Genomic DNA, 17,479 nt, shown 5'->3' with positions numbered 1-17,479 from the left:
CAGCCAGGCAAGAAGGTGCATGAGCGGCGGCGTAGCCCCTGTAGAGTCGAGCCATGCTCGACTCATCGCGCGCAGCGCGATGCGTGCGGATTTCGGGCTGCTGCCGCTGCTGATCATCGCGCTGCGGGCGGCGTCCAGCGTGGTAGTGCCGGCCGCTGGCCGGCAGCTGCGGGTTCCTGCCAAAGGTTCATGAGGTTGCCGGCCAGCGGCCGGCACTACCCATCGGAGGGCGGGCGGACCAACGGTCCGCATCCGCCATCTCTTGGTCAATCGCCGTCGGTTTCGTCCGGGTGGGCCTTCCAGTAGCCGGTGGAACGAATCCAGTCGCGCGGCACGCCCAGGTGGCCTTCGATGAACTTGCGCATCATGCGGGCGCGGCGCGATTCGGTGGCGATCCAGTAGAAGACGTCGCCGTCCGGTGCTTCGAAGTCGGTCAGCATGTCTTCCAGCAGGGTGCTGGTCGCCGCCGGGAAGCCGTTGCGCTCCAGCCAGTGGATGCGCACGTTCTCGTACTGCGGCAGGTCCTGGCGTTCGGCTTCGTCGCTCACTTCGATGAAGGCCTGCACCTCGGCACCGTCCGGCAGCACGTCCAGCCAGCGGGCGATGGCCGGCAGCGCAGTTTCATCGCCGATCAGCACATAGGCATCAAAGCTGTCGGCCACCACGAACGAGCCGCGCGGGCCGCCGATCACCAGCATGTCGCCCGCCTGGGCCTGCTCGGCCCACGGCCCGGCAATGCCCTGGTCGTGCAGCACGAAGTCGATGGCCAGCTCGCCGGTTTCGTGGTCCCACCAGCGCGGCGTGTAGTCGCGGGCCGGTGAGGGCTCCTTGCCGGCCGGGTAGCTGCGGCCTTCGGCGGTCAGCACCGGCAGCACCATCTCGCCGCTGGCATTGGGGAAGAACAGCTTGATGTGGTCGTCGGCGCCGGGCGAATCGAAACCGGCCAGCTCGGCGCCACCCAGCACGATGCGGCGCATGTGCGGGGTGACCTCTTCGGTGCGCAGCACGGTCAGTTCACGGAAGCGCACATCCAGGCGCAGGCGCGTGTTGTTGTGTTCGGTCATGGGGATACCTGTAAAGGTGTCGCGCGGGGGGCGCGCGGCGTAGGGGCGACCTGGCTGGAGTCAGTCTGGCTGGGTCGTTGAAAAGGGTTGGCTCTCGCTACCGGCCGTACCGTTGAGCAGCGCGGATGCCCGCGTCAGCAGCGCCGCAACTTCTTCCGCCTCGCCCTCGGCCCAGCGGCCGTGGTGGTGCACCAGCGCCCGCTTGAACTCGCGCAGGGCAGTGGCCAGCGGCGGCGGCAGCGAGGCCTTGGTGATCTCGCGGGCACGGTCGAAGGCGCGTCGCTGCGCCAGGCGCACCTGGGTGCGCTGCACCTTCAGCTCGAACTCGCCGGCGGTGGTGATGCGGAAGATCCGCTTGCCATCCACTTCCTCGGCCTCGATCCAGCCGGCCTGCTCGAAGCTGGCCAGCAGCGGGTACATGGTGCCGGCGCTGGGCGTATAGGCCTGCATGAACTGGTTGCTGATCAGCTGCATCAGCTCGTAGCCATGGCGCGGCTGTTCGCCGATCAGGGCCAGCACCAGCAGGCGCAGGTCGCCGCGGCTGAGCACCCGCGGCTGGCCGTTGCGGCGCGGTACCGCCGGGTCGGGGGAACGGGCTCTGGGAGAAGGGGTACGGCTCATTTCGATATATCGGTAAACGAGTGTGCAAACGATATATCGATATGCCGAAGCCGACAATCATCGATCCGGCCACAAGCAGCTCTGTTTTGGGCCACGGCTGGCCGCGCGCAGCAAAAGGGGCGCCCCTTGCGAGGCGCCCCGGCGATGCTGTGGAAGGGAGCAGGGCCACCGGGCCCATCACTCGCGGGCCACCCTGGGCCCACGACCGGCACAGATCCAGAGGCAGGTGCGACATGTTGTCGCCGGTTCAGTAGCGCCGCCCGAACCGCCCCTACGGCGGCGCCGGAGTTGCCCTACAACCGTCATCGGCAGCGGTAACACTGCGTCCTGCACATGGGCGCAGCAGCCCGCAAGCGACAGCCCGCGCAGCCGCCACGGCCCGCCGCAGGGCCTTCACCGGGACGTGCAAGCCCCTTGCGGACACTGGCCGGTTGCATCCATACGCCTGCGTAGCCAAGTGACGAAAGCCCTTGGTGCGCTACACTTTGCGGTCTAGAAATCTATACAACAGTCGCGCGCGTGCGTGCGGTTATGGGAGCGCTAATGAACTGGTTGAACGAGGTGCTGAACAACGACCCGAATCCTGTGGAAACCCAGGAGTGGATCGAGTCGTTGAAGGCCGTTATTGATGTCGAGGGCTCCGAGCGCGCGCATCAGCTGCTGGAAGGCATGGTGGAACTGACCCGTCGTTCGGGCGCCTACCTGCCGTTCTCTCCCACCACCGAGTACGTCAACACCATCGAGCCGCAGCTCGAGGCCAAGAGCCCGGGCAATGCCGAGCTGGAATGGCGCATCCGTTCGATCATCCGCTGGAACGCGATGGCCACCGTGGTGCGCGCCAACCGCAAGCCGGGTGACCTGGGCGGCCACATCGCCTCGTTCGCCTCCGGCGCCACCCTGTACGACGTGGGCTTCAACCACTTCTGGCGCGCCCCGAGCGAAAGCCATCCGGGCGACCTGCTGTTCATCCAGGGCCACAGCGCCCCGGGCATCTATGCGCGTTCCTTCCTGGAAGGCCGCATCAGCGAAGAGCAGCTGGACAAGTTCCGCATGGAAGTGGACGGCGGTGGCCTGTCCTCGTACCCGCACCCGTGGCTGATGCCGGAATACTGGCAGACCCCGACCGTGTCGATGGGCCTGGGCCCGCTGGCCGCCATCTACCAGGCGCAGTTCATGCGCTACCTGGAAAACCGTGGCCTGATCGAGAAGTCCGATCGCAAGGTGTGGTGCTTCATCGGCGACGGCGAGAGCGACGAGCCGGAAACCCTGGGTGCCATCGCCCTGGCCGGCCGTGAAGGCCTGGACAACCTGATCTTCGTGGTGAACTGCAACCTGCAGCGCCTGGACGGTCCGGTGCGCGGCAACGGCAAGATCATCCAGGAACTGGAAGGCGTGTTCCGTGGCGGCGGCTGGAACGTGATCAAGCTGCTGTGGGGCGGTTACTGGGATGCCCTGCTGGCCAAGGACAGCGACGGCGTCCTGAAGAAGCTGATGATGGAAACCGTCGACGGCGAGTACCAGAACTGCAAGGCCTTCGGCGGCGCGTATACCCGCGAGCATTTCTTCGGCAAGTACCCGGAAACCGCTGCGATGGTGGCCGGCCTGAGCGACGACGACATCTGGCGCCTGAACCGTGGTGGCCACGACCCGCACAAGGTGTACGCCGCCTACCACCAGGCCGTGAACACCAAGGGCATGCCGACCGTCATCCTGGCCAAGACCGTGAAGGGTTACGGCATGGGCAGCGCCGGTGAAGCGCTGAACCCGACCCACCAGACCAAGAAGCTGGACGACGAAGCCGTGCGCCACTTCCGCGACCGCTTCAACATTCCGGTGACCGACGCGCAGCTGGCCGACGGCCAGGTGCCGTTCTACCACCCGGGCCCGGATTCGCCGGAAGTGCAGTACCTGCAGGAACGCCGTGCCGCGCTGGGCGGTTACCTGCCGCAGCGCCGCCGCAAGGCCGACAAGACCTTCGTGGCGCCGAAGCTGGAAGCCTACGACCGCCTGTTGAAGAGCAGCGGCGAGCGCAGCTACTCCACCACCATGGCCTTCGTGCAGAGCCTGAACATCACCCTGCGCGACAAGGAACTGGGCCCGCACATCGTGCCGATCGTGGCCGACGAAGCCCGTACCTTCGGTATGGAAGGCCTGTTCCGCCAGATCGGCATCTACGCGCCGTTCGGCCAGAAGTACAAGCCGGTCGACGCCGACCAGCTGATGTTCTACCGCGAAGACCAGAGCGGCCAGGTGCTGCAGCAGGGCATCAGCGAGCCGGGTGCGATCAGCTCGTGGATGGCCGCCGGTACCAGCTACTCGGTCAGCAATGTGCCGATGCTGCCGTTCTACATCTACTACTCGATGTTCGGCTTCCAGCGCGTGGGCGACATCGCCTGGCAGGCCGCCGACATGCGTACCCGCGGCTTCCTGCTGGGTGGCACCGCCGGCCGCACCACGCTGAACGGTGAAGGCCTGCAGCACGAAGATGGCTTCAGCCATCTGGTGGCCGGTGGCATTCCGAACGTGCGCAGCTACGACCCGACCTTCGGCTTCGAAGTGACCGTGGTGCTGCAGCACGGCACCAAGCGCATGATGGAAGACCAGGTGGACGAGTATTACTACGTCACCCTGATGAACGAGAACTACACCCACCCGGAAATGCCGGAAGGCGCGGCCGAAGGCATCGTCAAGGGCATGTACCTGCTGACCGACGCCGGCAAGCCGAAGAAGGGCGAGCTGCGCGTGCAGCTGCTGGGTTCGGGCACCATCCTGCGCGAAGCCATTGCCGCCGCCGAGCTGCTGGACAAGGACTTCGGCGTGACCGCTGATATCTGGAGCTGCCCGAGCTTCAACGAACTGCGCCGCGATGGTTTCGACGTGGAACGTGCCAACCGCCTGCATCCGGAAGGTGAGCAGCGCAAGGCCTACGTGACCGAGCTGCTGGAAGGCCGCCAGGGCCCGGCGATTGCCGCCACCGACTACGTGCGTGCGTATGCGGACCAGATCCGTGCGTTCGTGCCGATGTCGTACACGGTGCTGGGTACGGATGGCTTCGGCCGTTCGGATACGCGTGCGAACCTGCGCCGGTTCTTTGAGGTTGACCGGTACTACATCGCGCATGCCGCGATTGCGGCGCTGGCTAAGGACGGGAAGATGACCGGGAAGGATGTGGCCCGGGCGATCAAGCAGTACAAGATTGATCCGGAGAAGGCTAATCCTGTTGGGGTTTGATTGCTAGATAGTTAAGTGGTCCGCGGAGCGGGGTCGCCGCTCCGCGTTGTTGTGGGGAGCGTGAGTTTCTAACTTCATGTCTGAGATACCCAATAAAATGGTTACTGCAGTCGACCTTTTGCCCGTGGCTAAAGAAGCGTTAAAGCCTGCGTCGGGATTCATCGATGCACTGCTTGCGCCGAAACTAGAGAAAGTAAAGGGCTGGGCGCGTACGAGAGAACGCGACAAACGAGTTGAAGCCGCTCGTTTAGCAGATGCTTCAGAGAAATATCTTCGACGTCTTCTCAAACGAATTTCTAGCGTAACTTCGCTTGTATTTCCTCAGAGATCCGTTCCGTTGCCTGAGGTTTATGAGCCGCTTTTGCTGGTCGATGTTACAGCGCGAATGAACTTTGCAGCGTCTCGGCGCCAGCGGGCTGGGGCGAAACCTATATTTTGGATGGATTTGACGAGGCCAGGAACTCGTAGCTTCATAATTGATGGTGCAGGCATGGGAAAGTCTACCTATGTGAAGCACCTTTCTATGCTGGAAGTCAGTAGTTCGGACCGAATCCCAATCTTCGTTGAGTTGCGCCGAGTGGGAGAGAATGAAAGCCTCCTCGAAGCGCTTGCTCGGGATTTTGATGATCTTCATCAGAAGTATGACAGAGAGCTTTTTCTTAGCTTGTTGTCGGTAGGTAGATTTCTTATTGTTTTGGATGGTTTGGACGAAGTGCCTGTTGAAGCGCGACAGTCCTTGTGTGTTCAGATAGAAGAGCTATCCGTTAAGGCGGATACAGCATCGATCGTTGTAACTTCTCGTCCGGAAGTTTCTCTGCCAATCATGGCAGGCTCGAAAATTTTTAACTTTCTCCCGCTGAGTAAGGTTCAGGCTGCGTCTTTGATCAATCGATTTGATCAGTTTGCTGGTATCGATGTTGGGGCTAGATTGCTTCATCGGCTGGATGAATTGCCTGAGCATTTTCTTGAAAAGCCAATATTAGTTGCGCTTTTATACATTTCATTTGGGCATAATGGCGAAATATCCCCGAATGAATCAAGCTTCTATGATGATCTGTACGCTGCCTTGTTCAAGGGGCATGACCTCTCGAAAGGAGGTTTTGCGAGGAAGAAGATCTCCGGGCTGGAATTTGATAGCTTTAGGCGGCTAACCAGAGCTTTCGCATTCTTACTTATTGCTGATCCACCCAGTGGAGGGATGACGGAGCAGAATGCAGTAGGTTACATTGAGAGAGCCATCGGCTTTGCAGCGGTTTCGCCGGTGTCCCCGGCGAACTTCTTGGATGATTTACTAGTTGCAGTCCCGCTGCTTTCTCGGGACGGGTCGGAAATGAAATTCTCTCACAAGACGATTGGCGAGTATTTTGCCGCTGATTTTGTGGCTAATTCTCACAATGGCTCAAGCCTTGTAAGGTCGATAATATCTTCACCGGCTGCCGATCAGTTTTCTCAGGTGATGTATTTTCTGAGGAGTTTGCATCCTCAGTTGTTTGGGCGGGAGGTTGTTCTTCCTGCTCTGAATAGATTTATAGCTATTCTTGAGGGTGAGGGGGATATTGCCATCAGCTCGCTTCGCTTTGCTGTTGGTAAGTTTAGAATAATGGCATCGGGTAAGCCTGAGTTTGATGACCCCTCTTTAAGTTCCGCGGAACAGGCCCGGGTGAGAAAAGCTCGGCCGATTCAGTTTGACCTCAATAGTGACGTTGCATTTCTTGATTTATTTATTGATGATCTGCTTGAGAATGCTAATGATGAAGATTATGTTAGCTTCATTAACGGCTTCGAGTGGCTTCCAGAGGGGGAGTGGTTTGATATAGATAAACTTCTGTCGCAGGAGGCGGATTTTCGGGAGAAATTCATAAAAATGATGCCTTCTTTGGTGGGTTTGTCGCATTCTCGGAAATCGAATCAATGGCGAAATGAGAATTATTTGATTAGTCTTGATAAGGTTGTTCGAAGAAAAGAGCAGATAGACGCCGAGAATTCAATGTCTGAAGGACTTTCGGCACTGCTTGCTGGATTGAAGTCATAGTTGAATTTCTGAGATTTTGGTTTGGCGGGGTCGATATGTTTTGTTGTGAGCGATCCTATTGATGCGGCTGTCAATATGCGTACGCGTTAAGATAATTCAAAGATATTTAGGTCGTAGACGGGGTTTGTAGTTTTATAAGGGGGGGGGGCTCACTATGTATTTTATCCAGTTAAAGGTGGGCATTATTTCTGATAGGCAGATCCATGGCGAAGCTGATCGTCAGCGAGCATCGGCGTGTCGAGTATGCTCCGGCTCTGCAGGTCAATTCCGTCGGTTCGGATAAAGAAGCATGCGCCAATGCTGCGCAGAACGGCTTGGCAGCGTGCACTATGGTGGGCATTGGTCATCTTACGGATCAGCAACTACCCCCCCCCACCCGCGTGCGCTAATTAATCTGTGTAGTCAACGCTGCAAAAGCCATAGTTAGGCCCTCCATTATCAGCCCCCGCAGATACTCCTCGAGCGCATCGTTCTGCCGCGCGCATTCCTTGGCCAGCGTCAGTTCGCCACCAGCGCAGACCGGCCAGCCTGCGGCATGAGTCCGCCTGCGGAGGGCAATGCTCAGGCAATTGATGTCGCGTCGGCCAGGGCCGGCCGTCTGTACCGGTTCCAGTGCGGTGCAACGTCACGACGAAAAAAGCTGGGGGTCGATGGGCAGTTTGCATCCGGCTTCGGCATTTTCCGGATCGTACTGCGCGTGCAGGGAGCGAAAATATTATCCCTACAGAGCACACAAGCAGCGCCACCGATAGGAGTGGCGTGGCAGAGTAGGGCGCCTCGAAAGCCCTATAACGACTACCTGTACCAACCATCCACGAAGCTAGTACGGCGGTGGTCTACAACGCGGACAGTTGCCGTAAGGTGACAACCTGCCCGGTGCCGCCCCATCCGCACAGCCTGGAGTCGGAACACAAATAGCAACAGGGTGTTTGTGCACATCATGAACGGCGAAAAACGTGCGAAGGACACGAAGAGAGTCTTGCAGAAGTTCAGTTGTAGGGTGCCCCGTCGCAGCAAGGTAAAGAGAGGAGGCAGGGTGTCACCGTGCCCTCGCTGTATCCGTAAAGAGCGTGCTGATTACGACATCGGAAGGTACTATCCCGTCTCGTAGGCCAATAGGCCGCATCAATTTGATGAGACAGGGGAAGCAGGGATGGCGTACTGGTGGGTGAACCAGAAGCAGACGTTTGATCGGGCTGTTAAGGCAGGCTACTTGTGGTCGCCGAAGACCAATGTAGAAGGGAAGACGAATCCCTTCTATGAGCACATGACCCAGGTACGTCCGGGTGATGTGGTCTTTGCGTTTGCCAACACTCGAATCAAGGCTGTCGCAATCGTCAATGGCGCGCACTATGCGAAAGATCGCCCTGATGACTTCAAGAAGACGGACAACGAATGGCGCAGGGACGGATGGGCCGTTCCGGTGGACTATCACCTTGTGGAAGCGCCGTTAAAGGTGAGCGAGCACATGGCGAAGATCGGGCCGAGTCTTCCGAGGAAGTACTCGCCACTGAAGCCGGATGGCAAGGCCAACCAGGCATACCTGTTCCCAGTGCCCCAGGAAATGGCTGCTGAGCTGCTGTCGCTGCTCAACGTTGACATCGATGTCCTAAGCGCTTGGCAAGACGAGGTGCGAGTCAAGGAGATCAAGGAAGACAAGAATATTGTCGATACAGTGAAGGCCCAGCTGATCAATGCCAGAGTGGGACAGGGAATCTACCGTAAGAACGTCAGCGAAATCGAAAAGGTCTGCCGCGTTACCGGTACCAGTGAGCCCAAATTTCTTATCGCTAGCCACATTAAGCCCTGGGCGAAGAGCACCAATTCTGAGCGCCTTGATGGAAGCAATGGGCTGATGTTGGCGCCCCATATCGATCGGCTATTCGACCGTGGATACATCTCGTTTGAAGATGACGGCCGGCTAATTCTGAGCAAGCAGTTGCCGGAGGCAGTGCGCTTGAGGTGGGATGTGGTGCAGAAGATTCCGAGCGTTCCGTTCTCGGCGGTGCAGGTCTCGTACCTGAATTACCATCGGGCCGTACTGCTGCGTAAGTAGGCAATGACCACCGGGAGTAGGCATCTCCGAATCGGGGATGCCTTGCGGAACCCGCAAAGTTGACTTCCCAACCGACGTTAGCCGATAGCACGTGGATGGCCAGCAGTCACGCGACAGTTGGCCACGTCCAACTGGGCTACTCCCGCACGTGCAACCGCTCAGCCACCTGCGCAGTCAACGCAACACACGCCATCTTCAATCCTTCCATAACCCGATCCCCCACGTACTCCTCTGGCGAGCCGTTCTGCCGAGTCCGCTCCGCAGCCAGCATCAGCTCTGCCACCACACGCAGGCCCGCCAACGCGCAATCCGCATCCGCCAGCTGTAGACAGCGCCCAGGCAGTTGATGCCGCTCCGGCCAAGGCTGGCCGTCCGCAGCCGCACCGGTTCCGATGCGGTGCAGCGTGGCGACGAAGGCGTTGGGATCGACGGACGGTTCGCGCTCGCGTTCGGCGTGGTCCGGATCGTACTGCGCTTGCAGGGAACGGAAGTCCGGTGTGTTCATGGCAGTGCTCCGTACAGGACAGATAGCAGCGCCACCGATAAAGGCGGCGGACGATGCGTGGCTCGAAAACCGGTAGATGTCAGACCGGCGGGTCCGAAGACCCCCACGCACCGCCCGCCATGGAACGCGAACGGATTGCCAGCCGGCGCCACGTAAAAGTGACGCCGGCTGGCAAGCGTATACATCTGACATCAAGACGGGTTTTCGAGTCCCGCGCCACCCTTTTCCGGTGGCACGCCAAGAGATACCCGCGCAGCTGCCAAATGCCAAGAAACCACAGGACTGATCATTGCCAGTCCTGACGCTTTCGGCATTGTCGCACACGGTGTTAAGCCGGCAAGCGATTGCGCTGCAACGGTCTTGAAGGGCTTGGCGCTATTGACTCCAAGCGCAGGAATACCGGCAGCTAGGGCGATGACCTGGAGCCAATCGCGACAGATTGGACCGACGGTTCAGCCGGGCGGCGCCTCGGCTGTAGGCACGAAGGTCAGGCGGACCCGCACCCGCGCATGCAGCGCGACGCCCTCAACCACGACCGGATCAAAGCGCCACTGGTCCACTGCGGTAAAGGCCGCACGATCAAGCTCCCGCAGTCCGCTGGACCGCGCCACCATCACGTTGGAAACGTGGCCCAGCTCATCCAGTTGAGCAACCAGCAGCACCGCCATGGGAGCCTGCAGGAAGGTATCGGGCGGCGTGGCGAGGGGCGTTGAATACACAACGGTGGGCGCCTGCTGCAGCTTGAAGGTGGGGTTGTCGCCGGCCTCTACGAATACTTCGGTGGAAACCTGCGGGTCTGCCGCCATGGCCATGGCAGGTGTAGCGCCCAGCAGCATCAGGGCGAGGTTCAGTGCCAGGGCGGTGTTCAAATGGGGCATACGTGGTTTCCATTCCGGTGCGCTGCCAGCATAGCGGCCATCCCCTGGCATCGCTTGCCTTGAATGCCGGCGTGCGGGATTTCTGCGCGGATTACATAGGCGCGTCCGGCCGTGGCCAGAGTGCATCGTCGCGCTCCAGGTCGTAGTCGCTGCCGAACGCCAGTGCAGCCTCGCGCGGTGGGAGGTCTGCGTAGCAGCGCATCAGGTACTCATCCATGCCGGCATCGCTATGGTCGATGGCAAACAGGTGGAGGAGCTCCTTGTCGAAGGCCTCCAGCCATGTGGGGTCGATCCTGGTCATGGGCATCCTCCAGTGGGGGAGGGCAGGATGGTCCGGATCTGTCTCAAAGCATGGGACCAGTCCCGCATGCGCTCTGGCGGACGGCTCCCCCCACTGGATATGCTCCACCCGCCGATACCAGGAGTCATCGTCATGGAAGACCTGCTCAATCGATCCGCGCTGCTTCGCCAGGCGATCCTCTCCACGGTGGATCATCCGCTGGCGGATGACTCGCCCAGATTGTTGGCGTCACTGGACGCAGCATTGCTGAGCCTTGAACATGCAGACGCCCTTCGCACGCTGCTGCAGGCCGGCATGGCGTCCTCTGCGATGGCATTGATGCACTGCCAGTACGAGGCCTTCACGCGGTCCGTCTGGATCCTGCACTGCGCAGACGACAAGCAGGTCGAGCTGCTGTGCCTGCCGCCGGAGGCTGGAACGAGCGAGCAAAAGTTGCCGATGCTGTCGAAGATGCTGGAAGCATTCGCAAAAGTAGCGGAATTGACCAATCTGCTCCCGCACCTCATCGAACTGAAGGTCCACGCTTGGGCTCCGCTGAACTCATTCGTACACGCAGGGGTGCACGCAATGAGCCGAAGCCGCGATGGCTTCCCCACGCCCTTGGCGATCAACGTCATCCGGATGAGCAACAACCTTTCGATGATGGCGGGTCAGCACCTTGCTATCCTTACCGGCGTTCCGGAATTGCAGAAGGAAGTGCTGCGGCTCGATGAGGCCTTTGCCGAGTGTCTTCTCTTCGATGAAGAAAAACGCCGGGCCATCGAGGCGAGGGCGCAGGTAGAGCGGTAGAGCTAGCTGAAGCCGACTGCCTACATCGCATGTCTGCCTGCTCACGCGCCTGGCGGTGGCCGATTGCTTCCTCCTGGTTCAGGCTCTCCTGCACCGGCCGCTGGGCGGCCTCTGCGGTTGCCATGTTAGTGCGAAGGGCCAGCGGTGGTCCAACAGCCGATCGCCGTGCCGGCGGATCCTCGCAGCTACCACGCGTTTGCTGCCCGCACCTGGATATCCTGCTGTGCTCGCTCATCCTGCAATAGCTGCTCCTGCTGATTGGCCAGTGCGCGCTGCTGCGCTTCCCTACTGACCGAATCGAACTGCAGCAGTGATTCCTCCACCGGTGTCTGCGCAGCCTCTGCGGTAGACATGGAAGCGCGCAGATGGGCAGGATCGTTCGTCTCGCCCTGCACCACGAAGAGGGTATGGCCGGCAGGATGCGTTGCAGTGGCGTTGCTTACGAGCACGTGGTCAACGTGGGACAGGTCATTGTCCTTGGCCAGAACCAGCAGGCTGGCGGTCATTTTCTCGCTCGTGGCATCGAAGCTGCGGCCGTGCCTGGCATCCAGCTCCGCTACGCCCTCACGGATCTGCAGATAGAGCGCGTGATCGGGATGGCCGGGCTGCATCGGATTGCTTTCTGCCAGAGCGGCCGACGGCGGCGCTACCTGCTCAGGGAGGTCGCGCTCCTCACCTGAAGGTGGGGAGGGCAGCGCTGTCTGATGGGCAGCGTCTCCGCCAACGTCAGCGGATCGGGGGCCTGCAGGTTCCAGCTCCGAATTGTCCCGGGCCGGGGGGGGCGGGACTGGGAGATCCAACGGGACTTCCTGCGCGGTCCTTCGGGCCTGCTCGTTCTCAGAAGGTTGCGGCAGTGGCTTCTCGGCTTTGTCCTGAACTGTAGCGACGGCGGGCTGCACCGGCAGTGCATCCGCAAGCTTCTGCGGCTCAGCGCTACCCTCACGTGCGGGATCCTCAGCCTTGTGCTCCTGCATGTGAACTGGCTGGGTTGAGCCTGCACTGGCCGCAGTACTTACGACCGAGGCATTCCGCTCCTCATAGGTCTGCTCTACTGTCGGTTCATGTTGCGAGGCACTTTGTGGGCCCACTGCTGGTGCAGTCGGTGCTGGCTCCTCCTTCCGAACGTCCTGCCGGGCGGCATCCTCTGCACGCTGCGCCGAATCGGCTTGCCGTTCAGAGCGACTCTCCACTCGTTGCTCACTCTCACGCGAAGGACGTGTGCGTTCTGGCTCAACAATCACCGCCGAGGGCGCCGCGATGACTGGAGCGGGTGCAGGAGCGGGTTCCCGAGCGGGCTCAACGGCAGCGCTGGTTGCTGCACCCCGTTGCAGGTCACTGTCGACCTTCATTGCCTCAACCGGGTCGACCTGCACCCCTCGCGCCTCCAGCACGGCCGTAGACGCTGCCTGCTGCGCATCCACCGCCGCGCTGCCTTGGCGATTGGCCTCCTGCAGGGCTTGCCGGTGTGCGTCCTGCTCCTTTGCAGTCAATGCAGCAATGCGTAGCTCGGGCACGTCGGGCGTCGTTGCTTGATCTGCAGGTGTGGCGCCTTGGGCAGCCAGTGAGGCCTCAGGCCGAAGCTGCGACTGAGCCCGCGTAATGTCCTCAATGGTGGTGGTGCCGGTGAGCACCATCCGGTTTCCGCCGGCGTCACCGAACGTGGCGATGGCACTTTCTGCGCTGGGTGCGTGGGTACGGGGGTCTGGCATCAGCTCCAGAACCACGTCGCCTGTTCTGCCTTGCAGGTTCAGCGTCTGCTCCACCGCGACGGCTGTAGCTGCAAGCTGCTGCTCGGTGCGCTCGATGCCATGGCGCGCGTACAGCGCATCCACCTGGCCGCGAATACCTTCGTGTGCAACCTGTGCGGTGTCCTTGAGCTGCCTCGCGATGTCGTGCAGTCCGGCAATACCGTCATTCTGGCTTTGCCAGGTGATCTCCAGTTCGTCGCTCAGGTTTCGGTTGGCGGCGCTGTCAAAGATCACACCCTTGCTGACCCATTGGCCGTCCGCCTGCCGTGTATAGGCATTGCCATCACTCGCCTTCAACGTGTCGGCGCTGGCTTGCGCGTCCTGAACGGCACGAGGAATGGATGGATTGTTCGCGTCGCCGAAGTCGCTCCAACGCCCTTGCTCGTGAGCAACCATATAGCGCGCAGCCATCGCGGCTTTGGTGTTTGACGCGTTCTGGGCGATGACCGTGCGTGACTGTTCATCCAGCGCCTGCGCCTGCTCCGCCGAGACTGGCAGGTGGCGGCTGTTGGGCACTCGACCATCCACCATTTCCTTGATTTCAAGTTCCCATTGCCCCGAGCTGGCATCGCGTACAAAGGCGCGATCCGTTTCGAAGGCAGCTCGCGCGGGCTCGGCCAAGCCATTGGCGCTCAGGCGGTAGGGATTCTGCGATGGTGGCGGGTTCGACAAGCCCAACTCATACGAGGCCCGAGCCGCCTGCCAGTTCAACTGGCGCTCCAGTGTGCCGGTGGCGACGTAGCTGGTGCGGAAGGTGACGTCGTCACCCTGTGCCGTCTGCACCGGGCGGACTTCGACGCCGGTGCCCAGGTCGGTGCTCTGGACCTGCTGCTGTTCACCGGATCGCAGCCATCGCCCATTGGGGTCGGCCGGGTCGCGTGTCCAGGTGCGCCCCATCGGATCGACCTGGGAGTAGACGCGTTCGATGTCTTTCTGCTCGGCCCAGCGTTCGCCGAGGTACGCACCGAGGACGCCGCCACCGATACCCGTTGCAATGGCGCCGGGCCCCGTCCACGAGCCCGAAGCAAGGCCGACACCGGCACCGCCAAGAAAGCCACCCACTGCGCCGCCGACGTTGCGGCCCATGAAGTGTGCAGCGGTGGAATCTGCGCCTGCGGCATTGCCCTGCGAGTTCAGCTCAATCCACTTGTGCCCGGAGGTGGCGAAGTCGTGCGCAAGCAGTGCGACGCCTGCAACGCCGGCAACCTTGATGGCGGGATTGATTCCGGCATGTACGCCATGCGGTGCAACGTCGGCAGCTGCTTCGGCAACCGTCGCCGCATGGGGAGGGCCGCGTGGAGCTCCTGGCTGCAGGGGCGCATGCGATGGTGGTTCGGGCAATTCAGCGAACAGTCGCGGTCCTGTGCCCAGGTTGGCATGCGCGGCGACCCAGTTCGCGCGCGTGGTCGACATCTCGCTCAGGTTCAACGTGCTGTAATCGTGCAGCGGTCGTTCGAAGAGCGTCTTGCTGACAGCGTCATAGCCGTCGATGGGCTTGAGATGCAGGCGCACCTGCGCAACGTCGACGGGGTGCACGCTGTTGGTGGTGGCATGCTGCGCGAGGCTGCGCTCAAGTGCCTGGTACTCGGCGGCGGACTGGCTTGCGAAGGCCAGCGGCTCTGGGCCGAAGGCGCTTATGGGGTAGCCGTTGATGCGGACAGTGGGGTGGTCGAGGGCGGTGGCTAGTTCGAACCTACTGAAACCGCGATCGGGAGGCGCCCCATCCACGAAAGCGATCAGCGGCTTGCCCGTAGCAATGGCGTTCTCGAAGAACTTTGGGCTGCCGGCGTTCCACATTATGTCTTGGAGCGCACCCACATAGTTCTTGTCGAAGGGAACGATCCCCTTTGACTCCATCACGCTTCTGAGGCCAGCTTCCATCGACTGGAGATCGGGGATGTGAGCTGGATTCTTGGCTAGCTGATCGACGAACTTTCCCCATGGGGTATCGCCAATTATTCCCGACTTTCCGTTGATATCCTTTGAGTACACCTCTGCATTGGTGTAGTTGGAGATTCTTGTGGTGTCCTTGCCCGAGAACGCGAGGTAATCCATCCCATCCGGAAGTCGCGGAGGGTGGGCCTGCATATTGCCGGTTACATACTGTTCGAAGCTGGCGCTGGTGGTTGGACCCGATCCCGGTGATTTCAGATAGGTGATGACATCGGAAATCTGTTGCGCAGTCAGGGCTTCTCCACTCCCGGCCTGGGTTGCGCCGCCGAGTGTGGTCTTCACAAAATCATCGAAGATGAATTTGCTCATGGCTTAGACCTCAGGCGCCGAATGCGGGGACTTCAACGCTGGCCAGCACGATGGAGCCGTCGGTCAACGTGACGACGTCTGCGGGTGCCGGAATCTGCGATTCCATCAGTGCCTGCGGACTGGTCACCGCGAGATAGCGTAGGGATTCATCGTTGTCAGTTCGGCCTGCGAATGAAAGTACGAACCCTTGTGCGAGCCCTTTGAGATAGGTGAAGTCGTCATCGGCGTTACCCAACATCTGCTTGTATGCCAGCATGGCGTGGATGACCTGAGCATGCTTGAGGTCAAAGACGAAGCAGTGGACGGAGCGTCCTTCGTCCTGCGTAGTTTCATCCCACCCATCGAATCCAACTCCACCTACACGCGACTCTCCGCGATAGATGGCGAACTGATACTCGGTCCCGTGCCGACCGTCTGCCAGAACAGTCGGTCCAATTCTTGGGCGAGGGATCTCCGTTTCACTGATCGGATCGAGCGAGGAGTAAGGCTTGGCCTGGAAATGGAAGGGCATCTTAGTTCCTGCGTTTAGTGGGGCGGCTGCTGCTAGTGACCGATTGAGTGGATCGGTCGGCGTCCGCAAGAATAGGGAGGGCATCCGTAGCCAGAACAGCCCGGTCACCTTTGATGCCGCGCGACGTCGGGCCGATGACCTTGCCAGCGATAGATCCATCACGGGATTCAAAAGCCCGCAGCATGTCGGATCGCTGCTTGAGGCGAGGGCGTGGGCCTTGCGCGTCTGCTTGGCTGATGGTTGGTTTCGAGCCAATCGCGACAGCGGGCCGAGCCTGAAAGCACGGCCCGCGTAATCGTTCATACAAGGGCAACAGTGTCGGCAGCCTCACGATGAGGTCCATGAGCAAATCCATTGCTTCACATGCGCCAACTATACGGCCCACTCCCGCCTTACTCCATACAACGATACATGGGCACCGCCGGAATGCACGCTGGTTCACACATTCAGCATGCCAGTCGTGGCCCCAACTTTGTCCTCCACCTACCCCCCATCCCACCTATGCCATCATCCAGCCAGGACCGCAGCACCCATCAAGGCTGAACAGGCATGGAGCAGGCAACACGCTACACGGCAACGCTGTACCTGGCCGCCCCCGGCACCCCACTGAAGAGTGGGGGCATCTCGCCGCGCGGCCACATGTACCTGCAGGTGGCCGCGGGCGACGAGGCCCACAGCTACGGCTTCGCGCCACCGCGCCAGGTGCCGGGCGAAACCCTCACCGGCGTGCAGTACGCGCAGGTGCGCCATGACGATGCCGACGAACATCTGGACCCGTACTACAGCCGCACCCTGGAAATCACTGAGGAGCATTACGGCTGCCTGCGTGATTTCGCCGAGGAACCGGCCGAGTTCGAATTCGATGTGGATCGCCCGGCCACCATCAACCGCTGCAGCGATTTCGTCTGGGCCGCGCTGCACTACGCCGGCTTGCATCCGCTGCCGGCGCCGCTGGATGGGGGCAGCAACCTGGGCGAGTTCGCGGTGCTGTTCAACCTGCCGGAAATCCAGTGCATTGCCGCGCCGTTTCCGGGTAGCGATCTGGATACCGAAACCCACCACGCGATGCCCGAGCGCGAGGCCGAGCATCATCGCCAGGGCGACCGTGCCAGCGATGAGCCGCCACCGACGCCAATCGAGGTGGCCGGCACGCTGCTGGACCCCTCGCACCCGGACCACCGCCTGTTCTCGCAGCTGATCCAGAAAGTGGCCGAACTGGACGCCGCGCACGGGCGCCCGTTCGATGCTGTCAGCCAGCGCATCAGCGCCAGCCTGTTGGTGCTGGCCAAGCAGAACAATCTCTCGCGGGTGGATCACGTGCTGCTCAGCCAGCCGACCCAAAGCAGCCATGCAGCCGAGAGCATCTTCATCGTGCAGGGCGACCGCAACGACCCGGGGCACCGCCGCGCCAGCATCGCCACCGAGGTGGCGGCCAAGACCGATGTGGCTGATTCGCTGCGGTTGAAGGAGCAGTAGTCCGC

Annotated in this window: 13 protein-coding genes; 6 read left to right on the top strand and 7 right to left on the bottom strand. The window is 61.0% G+C overall.

What is annotated here, in order from left to right; all coding sequences use genetic code 11:
- Positions 1-19: 19 nt before the first annotated feature.
- Entirely contained in the window at positions 20-193 is a 174-nt protein-coding gene (locus D7T59_RS17740; protein ID WP_180853032.1) for a hypothetical protein, read from the top strand.
- A gap of 73 nt (positions 194-266) precedes the next feature.
- Here D7T59_RS17740 and D7T59_RS17735 read toward each other — a convergent pair whose 3' ends face one another.
- Both D7T59_RS17735 and D7T59_RS17730 read right to left on the bottom strand, forming a co-directional pair.
- Entirely contained in the window at positions 267-1,064 is a 798-nt protein-coding gene (locus D7T59_RS17735) for a siderophore-interacting protein (protein WP_180853033.1), read from the bottom strand.
- Positions 1,065-1,124: 60 nt separating this feature from the next.
- Positions 1,125-1,685 (bottom strand): PadR family transcriptional regulator, encoded by a 561-nt coding sequence (locus D7T59_RS17730; RefSeq protein ID WP_180853034.1) that lies wholly within the window; start codon positions 1,683-1,685, stop codon positions 1,125-1,127.
- A gap of 543 nt (positions 1,686-2,228) precedes the next feature.
- Here D7T59_RS17730 and aceE point away from each other — a divergent pair.
- The 3 genes from aceE to D7T59_RS21445 all read left to right on the top strand — a co-directional run bounded on the left by aceE (position 2,229) and on the right by D7T59_RS21445 (position 9,004).
- Positions 2,229-4,916, top strand: a complete 2,688-nt coding sequence (aceE, locus tag D7T59_RS17725) for a pyruvate dehydrogenase (acetyl-transferring), homodimeric type (RefSeq protein WP_180853035.1) — start codon at positions 2,229-2,231, stop codon at positions 4,914-4,916.
- A gap of 76 nt (positions 4,917-4,992) precedes the next feature.
- Positions 4,993-6,948 carry an NACHT domain-containing protein gene (locus D7T59_RS17720; RefSeq protein WP_180853036.1) on the top strand — a complete coding sequence of 652 codons (1,956 nt, stop codon included), beginning with the start codon at positions 4,993-4,995 and terminating at the stop codon, positions 6,946-6,948.
- A gap of 1,168 nt (positions 6,949-8,116) precedes the next feature.
- Complete coding sequence (locus tag D7T59_RS21445) at positions 8,117-9,004, top strand: HNH endonuclease (protein WP_180853038.1); 888 nt, start codon at positions 8,117-8,119, stop codon at positions 9,002-9,004.
- Between the two features lie 136 nt (positions 9,005-9,140).
- On the opposite strand, the gene D7T59_RS17705 is transcribed toward D7T59_RS21445, so the two are convergent.
- From D7T59_RS17705 to D7T59_RS17695, 3 genes are all read right to left on the bottom strand, one after another.
- A complete protein-coding gene (locus tag D7T59_RS17705; protein ID WP_180853039.1) occupies positions 9,141-9,509 on the bottom strand; it encodes a hypothetical protein in 369 nt (122 codons plus the stop codon).
- Positions 9,510-9,961: 452 nt separating this feature from the next.
- Entirely contained in the window at positions 9,962-10,387 is a 426-nt protein-coding gene (locus D7T59_RS17700; RefSeq protein WP_180853040.1) for a TonB family protein, read from the bottom strand.
- Between the two features lie 91 nt (positions 10,388-10,478).
- Positions 10,479-10,688, bottom strand: coding sequence for a hypothetical protein (locus D7T59_RS17695; RefSeq protein WP_180853041.1), 210 nt, complete (start codon positions 10,686-10,688; stop codon positions 10,479-10,481).
- Between the two features lie 132 nt (positions 10,689-10,820).
- Here D7T59_RS17695 and D7T59_RS17690 point away from each other — a divergent pair, with 132 nt between their 5' ends.
- Positions 10,821-11,477 (top strand): DUF6988 family protein, encoded by a 657-nt coding sequence (locus D7T59_RS17690; protein ID WP_180853042.1) that lies wholly within the window; start codon positions 10,821-10,823, stop codon positions 11,475-11,477.
- Positions 11,478-11,662: 185 nt separating this feature from the next.
- Here D7T59_RS17690 and D7T59_RS17685 read toward each other — a convergent pair whose 3' ends face one another.
- The gene (locus D7T59_RS17685; RefSeq protein WP_180853043.1) at positions 11,663-15,487 is read right to left on the bottom strand and encodes an XVIPCD domain-containing protein; all 3,825 of its coding nucleotides are present in this window, start codon (positions 15,485-15,487) and stop codon (positions 11,663-11,665) included.
- A 10-nt stretch (positions 15,488-15,497) separates the two neighbouring features.
- The gene (locus D7T59_RS17680) at positions 15,498-15,998 is read right to left on the bottom strand and encodes a hypothetical protein (RefSeq protein WP_180853044.1); all 501 of its coding nucleotides are present in this window, start codon (positions 15,996-15,998) and stop codon (positions 15,498-15,500) included.
- Positions 15,999-16,547: 549 nt separating this feature from the next.
- Between D7T59_RS17680 and D7T59_RS17675 the strand changes: the two genes are divergently transcribed.
- Entirely contained in the window at positions 16,548-17,474 is a 927-nt protein-coding gene (locus tag D7T59_RS17675; RefSeq protein ID WP_180853045.1) for an XVIPCD domain-containing protein, read from the top strand.
- Positions 17,475-17,479: the final 5 nt, after the last annotated feature.

It is taken from the genome of Stenotrophomonas maltophilia (assembly GCF_013464915.1).
Taxonomy (GTDB): Bacteria; Pseudomonadota; Gammaproteobacteria; order Xanthomonadales; family Xanthomonadaceae; genus Stenotrophomonas; species Stenotrophomonas maltophilia_AT.
The sequence above is the reverse complement of the archived record's forward strand: the minus strand, read 5'-3'. Positions and strand labels throughout refer to the sequence as shown.

Coding starts and splice junctions, on each gene's coding strand:
- D7T59_RS17720 (WP_180853036.1), top strand. CDS start 4,993: ATGTCTGAGATACCCAATAAAATGGTTACTGCAGTCGACCTTTTGCCC.
- D7T59_RS17735 (WP_180853033.1), bottom strand. CDS start 1,064: ATGACCGAACACAACAACACGCGCCTGCGCCTGGATGTGCGCTTCCGT.
- D7T59_RS17680 (WP_180853044.1), bottom strand. CDS start 15,998: ATGCCCTTCCATTTCCAGGCCAAGCCTTACTCCTCGCTCGATCCGATC.
- D7T59_RS17685 (WP_180853043.1), bottom strand. CDS start 15,487: ATGAGCAAATTCATCTTCGATGATTTTGTGAAGACCACACTCGGCGGC.
- D7T59_RS17695 (WP_180853041.1), bottom strand. CDS start 10,688: ATGACCAGGATCGACCCCACATGGCTGGAGGCCTTCGACAAGGAGCTC.
- D7T59_RS17730 (WP_180853034.1), bottom strand. CDS start 1,685: ATGAGCCGTACCCCTTCTCCCAGAGCCCGTTCCCCCGACCCGGCGGTA.
- D7T59_RS17740 (WP_180853032.1), top strand. CDS start 20: ATGAGCGGCGGCGTAGCCCCTGTAGAGTCGAGCCATGCTCGACTCATC.
- aceE (WP_180853035.1), top strand. CDS start 2,229: ATGAACTGGTTGAACGAGGTGCTGAACAACGACCCGAATCCTGTGGAA.
- D7T59_RS17690 (WP_180853042.1), top strand. CDS start 10,821: ATGGAAGACCTGCTCAATCGATCCGCGCTGCTTCGCCAGGCGATCCTC.
- D7T59_RS17675 (WP_180853045.1), top strand. CDS start 16,548: ATGGAGCAGGCAACACGCTACACGGCAACGCTGTACCTGGCCGCCCCC.
- D7T59_RS17705 (WP_180853039.1), bottom strand. CDS start 9,509: ATGAACACACCGGACTTCCGTTCCCTGCAAGCGCAGTACGATCCGGAC.
- D7T59_RS17700 (WP_180853040.1), bottom strand. CDS start 10,387: ATGCCCCATTTGAACACCGCCCTGGCACTGAACCTCGCCCTGATGCTG.